We start from the raw sequence: 14,473 nt of genomic DNA, 5'->3' as shown, positions 1-14,473 counted from the left end.
ACAGAGTGAATCGCCAAAAGGTTGCATTGTATGGATAAATTTATTCAAAAAATAAAAACGCATATCAGATAATATACGTTTTTACTTTCAAAATAAATCTCTGTTATATTTAATTGTTCGAGGCTGTTCCGGGGCACACCTGCATATCGCCCTTAAGTCATCTGGTTATAATCTTCTGTATAGTAATCAGTAACAGAATCAGTCATCTCAGTATAGGGAGTTATTATTATTTTCTCTATCGTTAAAGTATTCTTTCAACGCATCTTTTACAGCCCATTTAACAATAAAATATAAACCCAATATAATAATCAGTATGCCTATTACAGCAAGTGGTAACCATTCCATTCATTTATCCTCCTACAAACTTGGAATTACTTTTTCCTCTTAAATGGAGCAATAAACAATATTATCATTATAATAATATATGTTCCATAGAGAATATACGTAATAATATTGTTCCAAGGGAAACTTGCCTGCGGGTTATTTAAAGCAACAACAAAAAAGATAATAGCAATTATCAACATAATAACAGCAACAATTCTTGAAGTTTTTTTTGTCATAAGACCACTCCTTCCAAATTCTAGTTTTTGGGGATTTAACCAATTATTTTTTATCGCAAAGTTTTGTTTTTTAGTTCAAAGGGGATAATTCCATTTTCTGTATATCATCTATCTTAACTATTGCTACATTTGGACTGTCTATAAGACCTACTAATAATGTGTTTATTAGGATTTATACACCAAATCCATTTGTTATTCCGATAAAAACTAAAATCATTCCTGCTATTCGTATTCCTTTTTTCACTTTTTCTTGTTCTAAATCTGTTATATTTATAGGATATACAGGGTTAATGAAAAAAACAAGACCTGTAAAAGCCCATGCAAGATTATAGTATATATCCTTAGCGAACCATAAAGAACTTATAAATCCCACAATAACCAAAGTCATAGTAACGATTATTTGCGTTCGGAAATTTATCCTCATTTTCGATTTCTCCCTAAATTCCAATTTCTCGCTTTGTTTCTTTTAGAGAAGTATAACAGAAATATATGAATTCATCTACCTCATACAATGTAAAAAACATAATAAAAGCCCCGAGAGTCAAGGCGTAATCACCTTGCTTTCCCGGGTTTGGTTCTTCTCATTGTTACGCTGTTTAATCTTGCCCCTTTTCAGGATATTTTGCTTTGCTCTCTTACAGCAGCGTTTATTCCTGCCAGGTAGCCAGTACTCCATGCAATCTGCAGGTTATATCCTCCTGTCACCGCATCCAGATCCAATACCTCTCCTGCAAAGTACAGATCGTGCACCAGCTTTGATTCCATTGTGCCGGGATCGATCTCTTTGACAGATACACCGCCTTTTGTGATGATCGCTTCGTTATATCCCCGGAGACCGGTCAATGTCATGGTAAAGTCTTTGATGAGACGCACAAATCTGAGACGTTCTTCTTTTGTGATCTCATGGACTTTCTTCTCATCAGGAATGCCGGACAGTTCGATCATGACCGGCCGCAGTTTGGACGGGAACAGGCTGTCCACTGCGTTTTTAAACTGGCGGTTGTGATTCTCCTCAAAATCGCGGAGCACCCGCTTATCAAGCTGCTCCTCAGTGAGTGCAGGCTTCAGATCGATGTGGAGTGTAAGCTCTCTGTCTTTTAACTTCTTTCCGACAATACTGCTGGCGCTTAATATAACGGGCCCTGTCACCCCGTAATGAGTAAAGAGCATTTCGCCGAATTCCTGGTACAGCTTTTTCTTTCCATCCGTGATCCGGATCTCGATATTGCGAAGGGAAAGCCCCATCAGTTCACCGGCATACCATTCCTTTACTTCCATCGGGACAAGGGAAGGCGAAAGCTCTGTTACCTTGTGTCCGCATTTGCCTGCAAAACGATAGCCGTCGCCGGTGGATCCTGTGGACGGATAGGAAACGCCGCCGGTTGCGACGATCACGGCGTCTCCACATACTTTCCTACCGGAAGAGAGGACGAGGCCTTTCACTGTTCTCCCGGTATCATCCTCGTTGAGGACGAGTTCTTTTACTTCCGTGTTTAAGTTTATCTTTACATTAAGCCGTGCCATCTCTTTTTTCAGTGCCTGGATCACATCGGAAGAATGATCCGATACGGGAAATACTCTCCCGCCGCGCTCGACTTTTGTTTTTACTCCCAGTTCCTCAAAAAATGAGATTACCTGTTCATTGGTAAACGTGTAAAAGGCGCTGTAGAGAAATTTCGGATTGCTGGTCACAGCGGGAAAGAAATCTTCAAGTTCTGCGGCGTTCGTGATATTACAGCGGCCTTTTCCCGTGATAAAAAGTTTTTTGCCGAGCTTTTCGTTTTTCTCGAAGAGTTCTACATTATTCCCGTTTTGAGCTGCCGATACGGCAGCCATCATTCCGGCTGCACCGCCGCCTATGATCAGGACCTTGCTCATTTTGTGTCCTCGCTTTCCGGTTGATCATCAGAAATGGTTCTGCCTTTGTCGGAATTTTTATCCAGGCTGCCGGATGAGCCGGCGGCATCGTCTGTTCCGGTTTCCTGCGGAAATGATGTACTGACCGGATTGAGCTCATCACCACTGTACACCTGATATTCTCCCCAGATATCTTCCAGCATCTCCAGTGTAGATACCACTTCTTTCTGCTTCTTCATGCACAGGGCAACGATTAGTGAATTTATCACACTTAAAGGCGCCACAAGTGAATCTACGATGGATGCCATGTCGCTGCGCGCGATCAGATTACAGGAAGAATACAGGTTCATCGGAGAATGCACACTGTCAGTCAGTGTGATCACCTTCGCTTTTCTGTTGCTGGCAAATTCCAGTGCTTTTAAAGTACGCATGGAATATCGCGGAAAACTGATTCCGATGATCACATCTTCTTCTCCGATACGGATAAGCTGCTCGAAAATCTCACTGGAGCTGTTCGTTGTTACCGGTGTTACATTGTCACAGACGAGATTCAGATAGAAGCTGAAAAATGATGCAAGCGGCGCGCAGCTTCTGATACCGATCACATAGATCTTACGGGCGTTTAAAATCGTATCGATCGCAAGATTGAACGCTTTGTGATCGATTACTGCAAGTGTTTGCTTGATCTTATCGATATCTGACTGAAGTACAGTCTCGAGGATTTCACTCTGGCTGATCCTGCCGTAAGTGACTTCCATCCTCTGGATCGAGTTCAGCCGGTTCCTTACAAGCTCTTCCAGAGCTTTCTGGAATCCGGGATAACCTTTATATCCGAGCTGTATGGCAAAACGCACGACAGTGGATTCACTTACTCCCACGGTCTCTCCGAGCTTTGCTGCAGTCAGAAATACTGCTTTGTCATAATTTTCCCGTACATAGTCGGCGAGCCTGCGCTGTCCTTTGCTCATTTTGCTGTATCTTTCCTCCATGCGGAGGATCAGTTCATTTGTCGTTGTTTCTGCTGTTTCCATTTCTTATTTACTAATTCCTTACTGTTATTGCTTTCTTTTATACCGGTCTTGTGTACTGCTTCAGCCAGCTGCGTTCGTCTTCATTCAGATATGGTGATACCTTTTCATATACTGATCTGTGATAGCTGTTGAGCATTGTGCGCTCCTCCACTGTCATCCGCTCTGGCAGCAGTGCATCAAGGTCGAGGGGCACATAAGTGAGAGGTTCGAAGTGCATAAACTCTCCGTACTCATTGTGCTCGTCTGCACATACGAGGAGCATATTCTCCAGACGGATGCCGTGCGAACCTTCGATATAGATGCCCGGCTCGTCTGTTATGACCATATTCTTCTCCAGTACCGGTGCAGCGATTGCGCCTTCTTTCCATCGAAAATTAATAGGCGGCTCATGTACATTGAGCAGATATCCTACTCCGTGACCGGTTCCGTGGTTGAAGTTCACCCGTTCCTTCCAGAACACTTCCCGGGCAATGCAGTCAAGGTTTGCACCGCTGCATCCGTGTAAGAATACAGTATTCATCAGACGGAGCATAGCTCTTGCAGCAAGTGTGAAGTCTTCTTTTTCCTGCTGTGAAATCTCCCCAAGGGCAACGGTTCGGGTGATGTCAGTCGATCCTTCCCAATAGTGGCCGCCGGTATCGGTCAGGAGCATTTTCCCCTGTCTCAGAACGGCATTACTCTTTTCATCTGCGCTGTAGTGTACGATCGCTCCATGCTCTGCGAAAGCACTGATCGGCGCGAAGCTTGCCTCCAGATACCCCTCCTGCTCCGAGCGGAAAGATTCCAGTTTGTCTGAGGCTGAAATTTCCGTAACAGTGGCGTCCGTGTTAATTATATTTTTCAGCCAGTACATGAATCTGGTGTGAGCGACTGCGTCCTTAATATGTGCCTTTTTGATATTTTCGATCTCTGTGTCATTCTTGATACACTTCATGAGGACTTCCGGATTCTCTTTCTCCACTATAAAAGTACCCTGCGGAATGTTCTGATAAAGTGTATAGTTTACCCGCTCCGGATCCAGAAGAATGCCGGACTCAGGATGAAGTCCGCCGACTGCAGAGTATATCTCATTATATGGCTTTATATCGATCCGGTCGTCCGCCAGCTTTTTCACGATCTCATCAGGAAATTTACTCCGGTCAGCATAAAGGTCTGCGTGGTCTTCATAGATCAGAAGATATGACAGGACAAGCGGACAGTATGCAATATCATTACCCCTGATATTTAAGAGCCAGGCGATATCATCCAGACTGGAAAGCAGGTGGATATCCGCGGAAAACTCTCTCATTTTGTCGCGCACACGTCTTAACTTGGACGCAGTGCTCTCACCAGAGTACTTTTCATCAAGATAAAATACTTTATCGTCCGGAAGATCGGGCCGTTCTGTCCAGATCCTGCCGATCAGATCAGAAGCATAAGCGATACGCCCTTGTTTCTGTTCAGCAATCCGGGCATAGTTTTTGCCCGCAGTCACTCCGACTGTCCGGCCGTCAAAGCCGATCACGCCGCCGGAAGGCAGTTCGCGCTCCAGAAACTGCTCAATCGTATCCACACCGGGTTCCCCAGACCGAAAAAGCGTGATACCGCTTCCGGACAGTTCCTTTTCCGCCTGGATAAAATATCTTCCGTCCGTCCACAAACCGGCCTGATCCTTCGTGACTACCGCTGTCCCGGCTGATCCTGTAAAACCGGTGATAAACTGCCGGGACTTAAAATACTCCCCGACATATTCGCTCTGATGGAAATCATCCGAAGGTATGATATAGATGTCTATATTTTCCAGCTGCATCTCACGGCGCAGAGCCGCAAGCCTTTCAGGTATATTCACAGAAATTCCTCCCGTAACAGTGCAGAACCATAAAAGAGGATATTCGGCACTATATTTTTGCCTTAATATGATACCACCAAAAATTAAATAGTACAAATATAAATTTCGGATTTATCAGACTGAGAAAACATACCTCCCGGCTGCTTTCTTTCCCATCCCGAAAATCGAATTTCAGACGGAAGGAATAAAGCTCCCACTTCTGTCTGTTTGTATGAGGATTTTTAGGATTGGTTTGTTAATCGGTAAATGTCAAAACGAACGATTACATCCGCACTGATGCACCTTACGCAGAGGGAGAAAAAGGTTGAGAACGGTGACTTTGGAAGGAAATTAGGAAAAGTTAAAAGCAGGAGGATGGTGTTAAGTGAAAAAATGATGCTGTCTGAGCTTGCGAGTTCGTCATTTTTTCACTTGCTTTTAACCATTTTCCTGCTTTGTTACTTTGAGTTATTTCCTGTAACCGGAGCCGGGATCAACCTTTTTCTCCTCCTGCGTACACGTGAGGCAGATTGATGTATATTGCTGTATTTCGGACGTTTTCCGTACTATCAGCCAGTACGAAAAATCCGGAATTTACTTCCGGTTACGGTACTGTACCGGTGTGATATTATACATTTTCTTAAACACTCTGTTGAAGTGTTCTACATTCTGATATCCCACAGACTCTGCGATGCTTTCTACTGTGGCGCTGCTGCCTTTGAGCATTGCGCGGGCTTTTTTCATGCGGATCTTTTTCAGGATATCCCCGAATGTCATGCCGGATTTCTCTTTGATATATTTTGAGAGGTACGGCTTGGACAGGAAGAATTTTTCTGCAAGATCATCCAGTGTGACATCTTTATAATTTGCGTAGATGTAGTTGGTGATCTCGAGAAGTCTCTCGTCTTTTCCTGCCTGGGATTCTGCGATTTCTTTGATCTTATTTACCGCAACTACAAGTGCTTCAATGGAAGCCTTGATAATATCGGCGTCGATTCCAACACCCCAGTAACGCTTCTTGTTGCAGACTACTCCAACGTACGCAACTGCTCTTGAGGATGAACCTTTTGTCAGGGAGTGTTCCTCGTAGAATGACAGTTCATAGCTGACGTCAAAATAATGTTTGATCGCATTGCTGACGGCATCGAGACGTCCGTTTCCGACTCCGGTGATCTTGAAATTGTTATTATTGTGATGGATCGTTGCTTCAGCAATGATACCGTCCTCCTGTTTGAAATGGCATTCGTCCACTGTAAATACAGGTTTTGTATTGATATAATTGTCCTCGAAAATGCGGTATATCAGATCCGGAGTAAGCTCTTTGTGAGCCTTGTCGGATACGTCTTTGACGAGATATCCCACTTCTTCGCGCATCTTCTCCGGCAGGCTGATTCCGAAGCTCTGCTTCAGGATATAATTTACGCCGCCTTTTCCTGACTGGCTGTTGATACGGATAACGTCTGAATCGTATCTCCTGCCCACATCCTGCGGATCGATCGGAAGATACGGCACGGTCCATGTGTACAGGTCGTGTTCTTCTCTCCATGCCATTCCTTTTGCGATGGCGTCCTGGTGAGATCCCGAAAATGCTGTGAATACAAGCTCTCCTGCGTAAGGCTGGCGGGGGGATACATTCATTCTTGTCACACGCTCATATACTTCACAGATGTCGCTCATATTGGAAAAGTCGAGTCCCGGATCAACCCCCTGGGAGAACATGTTCATGGCAAGTGTGATGATATCTACATTTCCTGTACGCTCGCCGTTGCCGAACAGTGTTCCCTCTATACGGTCTGCTCCTGCAAGGATGCCGAGCTCTGCATCGCTGACGCCGGATCCGCGGTCATTGTGCGGATGCAGGGAGAGGATCACGTTTTCCCTGTAGCGGAGATGTTTGTTAAAGTATTCCACCTGGCTTGCAAAGACATGGGGCATGGCGTTTTCTACTGTCGTGGGCAGATTGATGATCGCCTTATTATCCTTCGTCGGCTGCCAGATATCGAGAACGGCATTACATACTTCAAGAGCATAATCAACTTCTGTCCCCTGGAAGCTTTCCGGACTGTATTCGAAGGTGAAATTTCCTTTTGTCTCATCAGCCAGTTTTTTCAGGAGCTCTGCACCGTCAGTGGCGATTTTCTTAATCTCTTCTTTATCTTTTTTAAATACCTGCTCTCTCTGTGCTACAGACGTTGAATTATATACATGGATGATCGCATGGGGCGCGCCTTTTACAGCTTCAAATGTCCTTTTGATGATATGCTCTCTGGCCTGTGTCAGTACCTGGATCGTCACATCATCCGGGATCATGTTCTGCTCGATCAATGTGCGCAGAAACTGATACTCTGTCTCGGAAGCAGCCGGAAAACCGACTTCGATCACTTTGAAGCCGATATCTACCAGCATCTGGAAGAATTCCAGCTTTTCATCAAGACTCATGGGTTCGATCAGAGCCTGATTACCGTCTCTTAAGTCAACACTGCACCAGATCGGAGCTTTTTCGATGGCATCTTTCTTCACCCAGTCGTAGCACGGCTCCGGCGGCATAAAATAAGTCTTCTCGTATTTCTTCCAGTTTTCCATTTTTAGTACATCTCCTTATAATTAATCAATTTGATTGCTTTATTTTATCCTCACTAATACTATCATATGAATTTAGGTTATACTAGTGACAAAATTAATCATTTCACTTGATATATTTTAATATCTCAAAGTAAAACCAGGGAAACAACATAATCCAGACAGATTTTGAAGGTTCGTTCCAGGGCTGTTTCCTCGGCGCAGAGAGGATAGACTGCGATCCGGTTCCCATTTACGCTGTAAGTGATTTCACCGATCTGTGCGCCCGCCTTTATCGGAGCTGAGATATTTTCTATAAGTTGAACCTCACTTTCGATTTCTTCATTCTGTTTCAGGAGGACACGGACAGGAGAACCTTGAGCACTTACATTTATATCTGCATTCTTACTGTCCGGGAAACTGCCGGTATATCCATTTTCCACGTCAACTGTTAATTCTGCATTATAGGGATCGTATGAGGAGCCTATATCGCGGTAAAAATAATTTTCAAGGCCGTAGGTCATGAGCTTTCTAGTATCTGACCATTTATATCCCTTATTGTTTGGCCATCCGCATGCCAGCAGCGCCACGATAAATGTCCGGTCATCATTTTGCAGCGCACCCACATAACAGTATCCCGCATCTGCAGTAAATCCGGTCTTCCCTGTGAGCGCTCCGTCCATCATCTTGAGAAATGCATTGTGATTGGTACAGGCATAACTTCCGTTTCCGTCACAGTCTGAAAATGTATATGATCCTGTCCGTGTTATTTCCAGAAACTGCTCTTTTGCGGGCGACTCTGTGATGCAGTATTTCATCATACGGGCAAGGTCCTGAGCTGTCGTGTGATGGATGCCGTTCTCATCTTCCGCGTCCAGCCCGTTTGGGGTGATGAAATATGTAGACATGCATCCCAGCTCTTCTGCTTTTGTATTCATCATATTTGCGAATTCTGATACACTCCCGCCTATGTGCTCTGCAATCGCAACCGCGGTGTCGTTATGGGATTCAAGCATTAATGAATACAGGAGATCTTTCAGATAGAAGCTCTGCCCCTCTTTCATCCCCAGACTGACTTCCGGCTGAGAAGCCGCCTCGCTGCTTACGCTGACCTTATCCGTGAGAGTGCCGTTTTCCAGGGCAAGGATACAGGTCATGATTTTCGTTGTGCTCGCCATGGGAGCCTCCGTGTCTCCGCTTTTGGAAAATAAAATACGCCCAGTCTCGGCATCCATAAGGACTGCATAACGGGCGTATAATTCCGACGGACGCATCTCTGAGTCTGATGTGTCTTCAGCGGCATTTTCGGCTGTCACGATGACAGGCGCAGTAAATAAAAGTGTTATTTCCAGAATCAGGAGAAGGAGAAACATCCCGGATCTCCCGGCAAGTCGTTTCATCATAAAAAGGATGCCTTCATATACTCTCTTATTATCGAGTATATGAAGGCATCCTCTGAAATAGAATTATGTCAGATATCAAGTTTTAATTGAGCTTCATCTTCAGCTTCTTCCTTAAAATGCTCGATCTGTTCCTGATCGAGTGTAGGAAGTTCGTCCAGAGACTGCAGACTGAAGCGGCGCAAAAACTCTTCTGTAGTCCCGAACAGGATCGGCCGGCCCGGAGCATCCAGACGCCCGGCCTCCTCGATGAGACCGTATTCGACCAGTTTATTGACTGCATGATCAGACTTCACACCGCGGATCTTCTCGATCTCGAGCTTTGTCACTGGCTGTCTGTATGCCACAATAGAGAGTGTTTCAAGAAGAACATCCGTCAGTGTATATCTGCGGGGTTGTTTTGCCACACGGATCAGATATTCATACATCTCTTTCTTCGTACAGAACTGGTAAGAATTCTCTAGTTCTATAATGCGGATTCCCCGGTCTTCTTCCTCATAGCGGTCCATCATATTGTGGATGAGCCTGCGTGTTGTCTCCTCGTCATGGCCGATCGCTTCCGCGATTTTTTCAATCTCCACGGAATTGCCCATCGTGAAGAGGATTGCCTCGATCGCCGCCTGATATTTTTCAATTTCCATCTGATACTTCAGTCCTTTCAATCACTACGCCGGTAGTCTCGATCATGATATCCCCGCATGTCTCTTCCTGCTCCACGCGGATCTCCCCCAGTTTCATCATCTCAAGAATTGCAAGAAAGGTCACGACGATGTGCATCTTACTGTGCTGCTTTTCCAGAAGCTGGCGGAAGCTGAATGTCTTATGATCTCGCATGTAGCTGTGTATATATGTAAATTTGTCAGAAAGAGTGACTTCTTCTTTCTCGATCTTACCGAATTTACTCCTGACAGGATCGATCTTATCGGTCTGACGCTTCATTACATCTTTGAAGATGGAATTCAGTTTCTGAAGCGTGAGGTCTCCGAGCAGCTTGTCCAGATCGACCGGCTCTACATACTTTTCAATCTCCTCAGGTATAGAAGGTGATTTATAGAGTACCATGTCCGAATCCATCTCTCTGTCTTTGAGCTCGCAGGCAATATACTTGTACATTTTATACTGCAGAAGCTGCTCCACAAGTTCCTGACGCGGGTCCTCCTCCTCTCCCTCATCATTTACTTCCTTTGGAAGGAGCATCCGGCATTTGATGTCGAGAAGCGTAGCTGCCATCACAAGGAATTCACTCATGATGTTCAGATCTTCCCGCTGCATGTTCCGGATATATTCCATGTATTGATTCGTGATTTCCACGATCGGTATATCGTAGATGTCAATTTTATTTTTGTCGATCAGATGAAGCAGAAGGTCGAGAGGACCTTCAAATACTTCCAGCTTTACAGGAATCCCCATGTTTACTCCTCTGACAGCGCAGCCTCAAAGCAGACTGTGCTGTATATTACTAAAGTGCCAATGATATATTATAACGAAAATCATCGGCCATTACAATAGTTTTATCGAGGTTTCAGACGGATTGAAATCAGTTCAGGCGTATTGAAAAGGCGGATGTTAAGGGTGTGGGAACCGAGTCCTCTGCTTACGATCACTGTCTGTTCGCCTTCCTTCGTCATCTCACCGGAATATTTCGGAAAGAGAAATCCCTGCGGTGTGACGATCCCGCCGAGTCCCGGTACGCGGACGAGACCGCCGTGAAGATGGCCCGACAGGATCAGGTCGGCGCCCCAGTCAAGGTAAGCGTCCATATAGGCAGGATTGTGAGCCAGCAGTATCTTGAACTCATCCTGGAGTTCCGGGAGATTTTCTGAACTCTTTCCATTGCCTTTGCATGGAGAAAGCACAAAGAAATCTGTTATGTCATCTGCCGTGATCTGATCTTTCTGGAACTTTCTGTATGTGGAGATCGGCAGCTCCAGACCGCAGAGTGCGATTTCCTGGCCGTTTATCGTTACATGGCATATATCATTTTCCAGAAACCGGACTCCGCTCTCTGTCAATGCCTGCCGGTAGCTTTCGTACGCATACCCGTATGCATCCGGATATTCTTTCATGCGGCCTTCATGATTCCCGTTCGCGTAATAGACCGGACAAACGGCCGGAAGCTGCCGTACAAATTCAAGCGCAGAATCATAAGGTACGCCTGCTTTTCCCACCAGCATGTCACCTCCGATGAGAATCAGATCGGGGGATTCGTCCCTGACTGCCTGCAGCAGCTTCTCATTATTGGCACCATAGGCACGGTTGTGCAAATCACTTAAAAATAAAATTTTTATCTCTTTTTCAAGTCCTCTCAGTCCGGAAGACTGTACCGTATAATGTGTAATGCAGAAATGATGGACTTCGCGGTATATTTCAATGACAATTACGGCTGCGGCAATGACAGCCGCAATTGCCAGGATCATCAGTATTTTCATGCTGTCTCCTCCCAATTCATCTCATTATAATCTATCACTCTTAGAAGAACAAGAGCGACTTTTGCCCGGGAAGAACTGATCGATACAGTTCAGCCTATACAAAGAGCTGCTCTGCGGCGTCCTTCAGATAGTCAAGAAAAGAGGCTTCATCCACGTCCTCTGCAGCCACTATATCCGTGCGTCCGATTTCATTTCCATCCAGCGTATACACAACGGCGCCCACGATATCTCCTTTTTTGACAGGGCCAGTAATCCCGGGATTTATTTCGACTGTCCTTTCGATTCCATTGATATTGGCTCCGTTTGTATCGAGATAGGAAAATGGTCCTGTACGATGGACTTCTACAGTATCTTCCACTCCGTTTTCCACTGGGGCAGATGTGATCCCCTCTTCGCTCTCATCTGTATAAAGCTGACATCTGCCGTACCCGTAATTGAGGAGTTTTACCGCGTCTGCAAAACGTTCTTTGGAATTTTCAGCAGCCATTACCACAGCGATCAGTTCGATCCCGTTTTTCTCTGCAGTTGCGGAGACACAGAATTTCGCGTCGCCTGTGGACCCGGTTTTAAGTCCTGTGGCATATTCATACTGACGCACAAGTTTATTTGTGTTGGTGAGCCCGAATTCAGAAGTTCCTTTATTGGTTGTATGTGTTATATTTTCCATCCATATCATAGAATAATCGTGTACCTGCGGGTATTTGCTGATCAGTTCCCTTGACATAAGTGCAATATCCCGGGCGCTCGTCTCGTGTCCCTCCGCGTCAAGTCCGTTGCAGTTTACAAAGTGAGTATTTTCCATCCCGAGTCCCGCCGCTCTTTCATTCATCCGGTTTACAAATTCTTCTTCGTTTCCGCATATGTATTCCGCCATAGCGACGCAAGCGTCATTTGCGCTGGCTACTGCGATGCATTTGAGCATCGTATCAACCGTCTGTGTCTCTCCAGGTTCTAAAAATACCTGCGAACCTCCCATAGATGCAGCATAATCCGAGACTGTCACTTCGTCTTCCAGTCCGATGCTCTCATCTGCAAGTGCGTCAAAGATCAGCAGCATGGTCATTATTTTTGTCACACTTGCAGGGGGACGAGCCGTATCCGCATCCTTCTCGAAAATCACTGTTCCGGTAGAAGCTTCCATAAGAATGACCGAAGGTGCGGTGACTTCTACACCTGCCTGTGTTTCAGCAGTATCCTCGTCAGCCCGGTCCTGCCCTTCTCCGACAGTTTCTTCGGTTTCATTCTCTGTATTCTGAGGTTCTTCTTCATTATCCGCATACACCGGGAAAGATGCACAGATACAAGTCACGCTCATCATAAGTCCGATCAAAAATGCCTGAATCCTTTTCATCGTAAACCTCGCCGCATTTTATGTCTGTTACTAATATAAGCGTACCGGATTGGAAATATGCCGATAAAAAGGTAAAATAATGCGACATTTCCGTCCTTAAGACCAATTGACTTTTGCCATTTCCTGGCGTATATTTACCATGGGAGTGTAAATGAACAATGTTAATAAGGAGGTCACAATGAAATCTCACACTTATTATGATGTGTTAGGTGTTTCAAGAGATGCGACTTTAGAAGAAATCACGACAGCTAAAAATGCACTGGCGAAAGTATATCACCCGGATGCAAATGTACATAAAGATATTGATACAACGGAACAGATGCAGAATATCCTCGAGGCATACAGAGTGCTTTCCGATCCGGAGAAACGCAAAGCCTATAACAGGGAAATGTTCGGAGAGACTGAACGCGTCTTCCGTACTTTTACTGTAGGACCTGAAAATGACGGGGAAGAAGAGGCAGTATCTTTTGTCACTTACTGGAATACCGCAAACCGGCTGCATGAGGTGATCGGGAAAAGCGTCCGTCTTATGAAGCACGAAGATAAAAAGAAGAGCCTGCCGCAGCGCATTTTCCGAAAGATCGGCAAAAATCAGAAACATGAAGAAAGTATGCGCAGCCGCCAGATCTCAAAGCTTTGCAGACAGGCGATGCAGTACATCACCATTCTCAAAATGGCGGACATACCGATGGAATACTGGTCGCCGGATGCGATGAACTGGGTACTGATCCGATGGGGACAGAAACAGACTATGGATTTCCATATATTGTTTTCAAGATATGATTCTTATATAGAAGAAACAAAAACAGGAACCGAAAAAATCAGGTTAAAATCTCAGAATCGTCAGTTCCATAACAACTTAAAAAAACTGCTCTCCTACGCTTTAGAGGCGTAGAAGGCAGTCCTGAAGGAGGGCTTCACAGCCCTCTTTTACATCTCTGTATGTCTCGTCAAAATTCCCTGTGTACCAGGGGTCCGCGATATCCGCTCCTCTCCTGTCCGTAAAATCCAGAAGTTTGCAGACTCTGCCGTCAGGATCACCGTTCCCGATGATCCGGTTGATATTGCGGATATTCCATGTATCCATCCCGATAATGTAATCAAACTGATCGTATTCATCCTTCCGCATCTGGCGGGCCCTGTGGGGGACACACGGAATTCCTGCCTGACGGAGTTTGCGCTGCGTGCCGTGATGCGGCGGATTGCCGATCTCCTCGCGGCTGGTGGCAGCGGAATCGATATAAAATTCGTCAGAGAGTCCGGCCTGGTCAACCATGTGCTGGAAGACAGACTGGGACATCGTTGAACGGCATATATTGCCGTGGCACACGAATAGTATTTTTATCATATCTCTTATATCCCTTCAAAAGCCTTCAAACCTTGATATTACGGGCTTTCCGGCGCTCTTTTCAATTTTTGTGTTTTGCCTTAAATTCACGCTCTTCTTTGTAAATCTACGCAAATTCACGGGCAAATGGT

Annotated in this window: 14 protein-coding genes; 1 reads left to right on the top strand and 13 read right to left on the bottom strand. The window is 45.3% G+C overall.

Annotated features, from left to right (window positions below; genetic code table 11):
• Window positions 1-207 precede the first annotated feature (207 nt).
• The 12 genes from FNY66_RS15420 to FNY66_RS03065 all read right to left on the bottom strand — a co-directional run bounded on the left by FNY66_RS15420 (window position 208) and on the right by FNY66_RS03065 (window position 12,994).
• Window positions 208-345, bottom strand: coding sequence for a DUF6019 family protein (locus tag FNY66_RS15420; RefSeq protein ID WP_190324763.1), 138 nt, complete (start codon window positions 343-345; stop codon window positions 208-210).
• A 26-nt stretch (window positions 346-371) separates the two neighbouring features.
• Entirely contained in the window at window positions 372-560 is a 189-nt protein-coding gene (locus FNY66_RS03115) for a hypothetical protein (RefSeq protein WP_087152460.1), read from the bottom strand.
• Between the two features lie 172 nt (window positions 561-732).
• Window positions 733-984 (bottom strand): hypothetical protein, encoded by a 252-nt coding sequence (locus FNY66_RS03110; RefSeq protein WP_150310256.1) that lies wholly within the window; start codon window positions 982-984, stop codon window positions 733-735.
• A 188-nt stretch (window positions 985-1,172) separates the two neighbouring features.
• Window positions 1,173-2,438: a BaiN/RdsA family NAD(P)/FAD-dependent oxidoreductase gene (locus tag FNY66_RS03105; protein ID WP_150310255.1), complete on the bottom strand. Its 1,266-nt coding sequence runs from the start codon at window positions 2,436-2,438 to the stop codon at window positions 1,173-1,175.
• Entirely contained in the window at window positions 2,435-3,448 is a 1,014-nt protein-coding gene (locus tag FNY66_RS03100; protein ID WP_150310254.1) for a MurR/RpiR family transcriptional regulator, read from the bottom strand. The genes FNY66_RS03105 and FNY66_RS03100 overlap by 4 nt, the downstream gene beginning before the upstream one ends.
• A 37-nt stretch (window positions 3,449-3,485) precedes the next feature.
• On the bottom strand, window positions 3,486-5,276 hold the full coding sequence (locus FNY66_RS03095) for an aminopeptidase P family protein (protein ID WP_150310253.1): 1,791 nt from the start codon (window positions 5,274-5,276) through the stop codon (window positions 3,486-3,488).
• 573 nt (window positions 5,277-5,849) lie between these two features.
• Entirely contained in the window at window positions 5,850-7,838 is a 1,989-nt protein-coding gene (locus FNY66_RS03090; protein WP_087152120.1) for a 2-isopropylmalate synthase, read from the bottom strand.
• Between the two features lie 125 nt (window positions 7,839-7,963).
• Window positions 7,964-9,217: a D-alanyl-D-alanine carboxypeptidase family protein gene (locus tag FNY66_RS03085; protein ID WP_150310252.1), complete on the bottom strand. Its 1,254-nt coding sequence runs from the start codon at window positions 9,215-9,217 to the stop codon at window positions 7,964-7,966.
• Window positions 9,218-9,285: 68 nt separating this feature from the next.
• Entirely contained in the window at window positions 9,286-9,855 is a 570-nt protein-coding gene (gene scpB, locus FNY66_RS03080; RefSeq protein WP_087152122.1) for an SMC-Scp complex subunit ScpB, read from the bottom strand.
• Entirely contained in the window at window positions 9,845-10,624 is a 780-nt protein-coding gene (locus tag FNY66_RS03075) for a segregation and condensation protein A (RefSeq protein ID WP_087152123.1), read from the bottom strand. The genes scpB and FNY66_RS03075 overlap by 11 nt, the downstream gene beginning before the upstream one ends.
• Before the next feature lie 101 nt (window positions 10,625-10,725).
• Window positions 10,726-11,643, bottom strand: a complete 918-nt coding sequence (locus FNY66_RS03070; protein ID WP_150310251.1) for a metallophosphoesterase — start codon at window positions 11,641-11,643, stop codon at window positions 10,726-10,728.
• A 94-nt stretch (window positions 11,644-11,737) separates the two neighbouring features.
• Window positions 11,738-12,994, bottom strand: a complete 1,257-nt coding sequence (locus tag FNY66_RS03065; protein ID WP_150310250.1) for a D-alanyl-D-alanine carboxypeptidase family protein — start codon at window positions 12,992-12,994, stop codon at window positions 11,738-11,740.
• Window positions 12,995-13,172: 178 nt separating this feature from the next.
• Here FNY66_RS03065 and FNY66_RS03060 point away from each other — a divergent pair, with 178 nt between their 5' ends.
• On the top strand, window positions 13,173-13,889 hold the full coding sequence (locus tag FNY66_RS03060; protein WP_087152126.1) for a DnaJ domain-containing protein: 717 nt from the start codon (window positions 13,173-13,175) through the stop codon (window positions 13,887-13,889).
• On the opposite strand, the gene FNY66_RS03055 is transcribed toward FNY66_RS03060, so the two are convergent.
• Window positions 13,878-14,342, bottom strand: coding sequence for a low molecular weight protein-tyrosine-phosphatase (locus tag FNY66_RS03055; RefSeq protein ID WP_150310249.1), 465 nt, complete (start codon window positions 14,340-14,342; stop codon window positions 13,878-13,880). The two genes, FNY66_RS03060 and FNY66_RS03055, sit on opposite strands and share 12 nt — an antisense overlap.
• Window positions 14,343-14,473 lie beyond the last annotated feature (131 nt).

Source organism: Mediterraneibacter catenae (genome assembly GCF_008691045.1).
Classification (GTDB): Bacteria; Bacillota; Clostridia; order Lachnospirales; family Lachnospiraceae; genus Mediterraneibacter; species Mediterraneibacter ornithocaccae.
The sequence above is the reverse complement of the archived record's forward strand: the minus strand, read 5'-3'. Positions and strand labels throughout refer to the sequence as shown.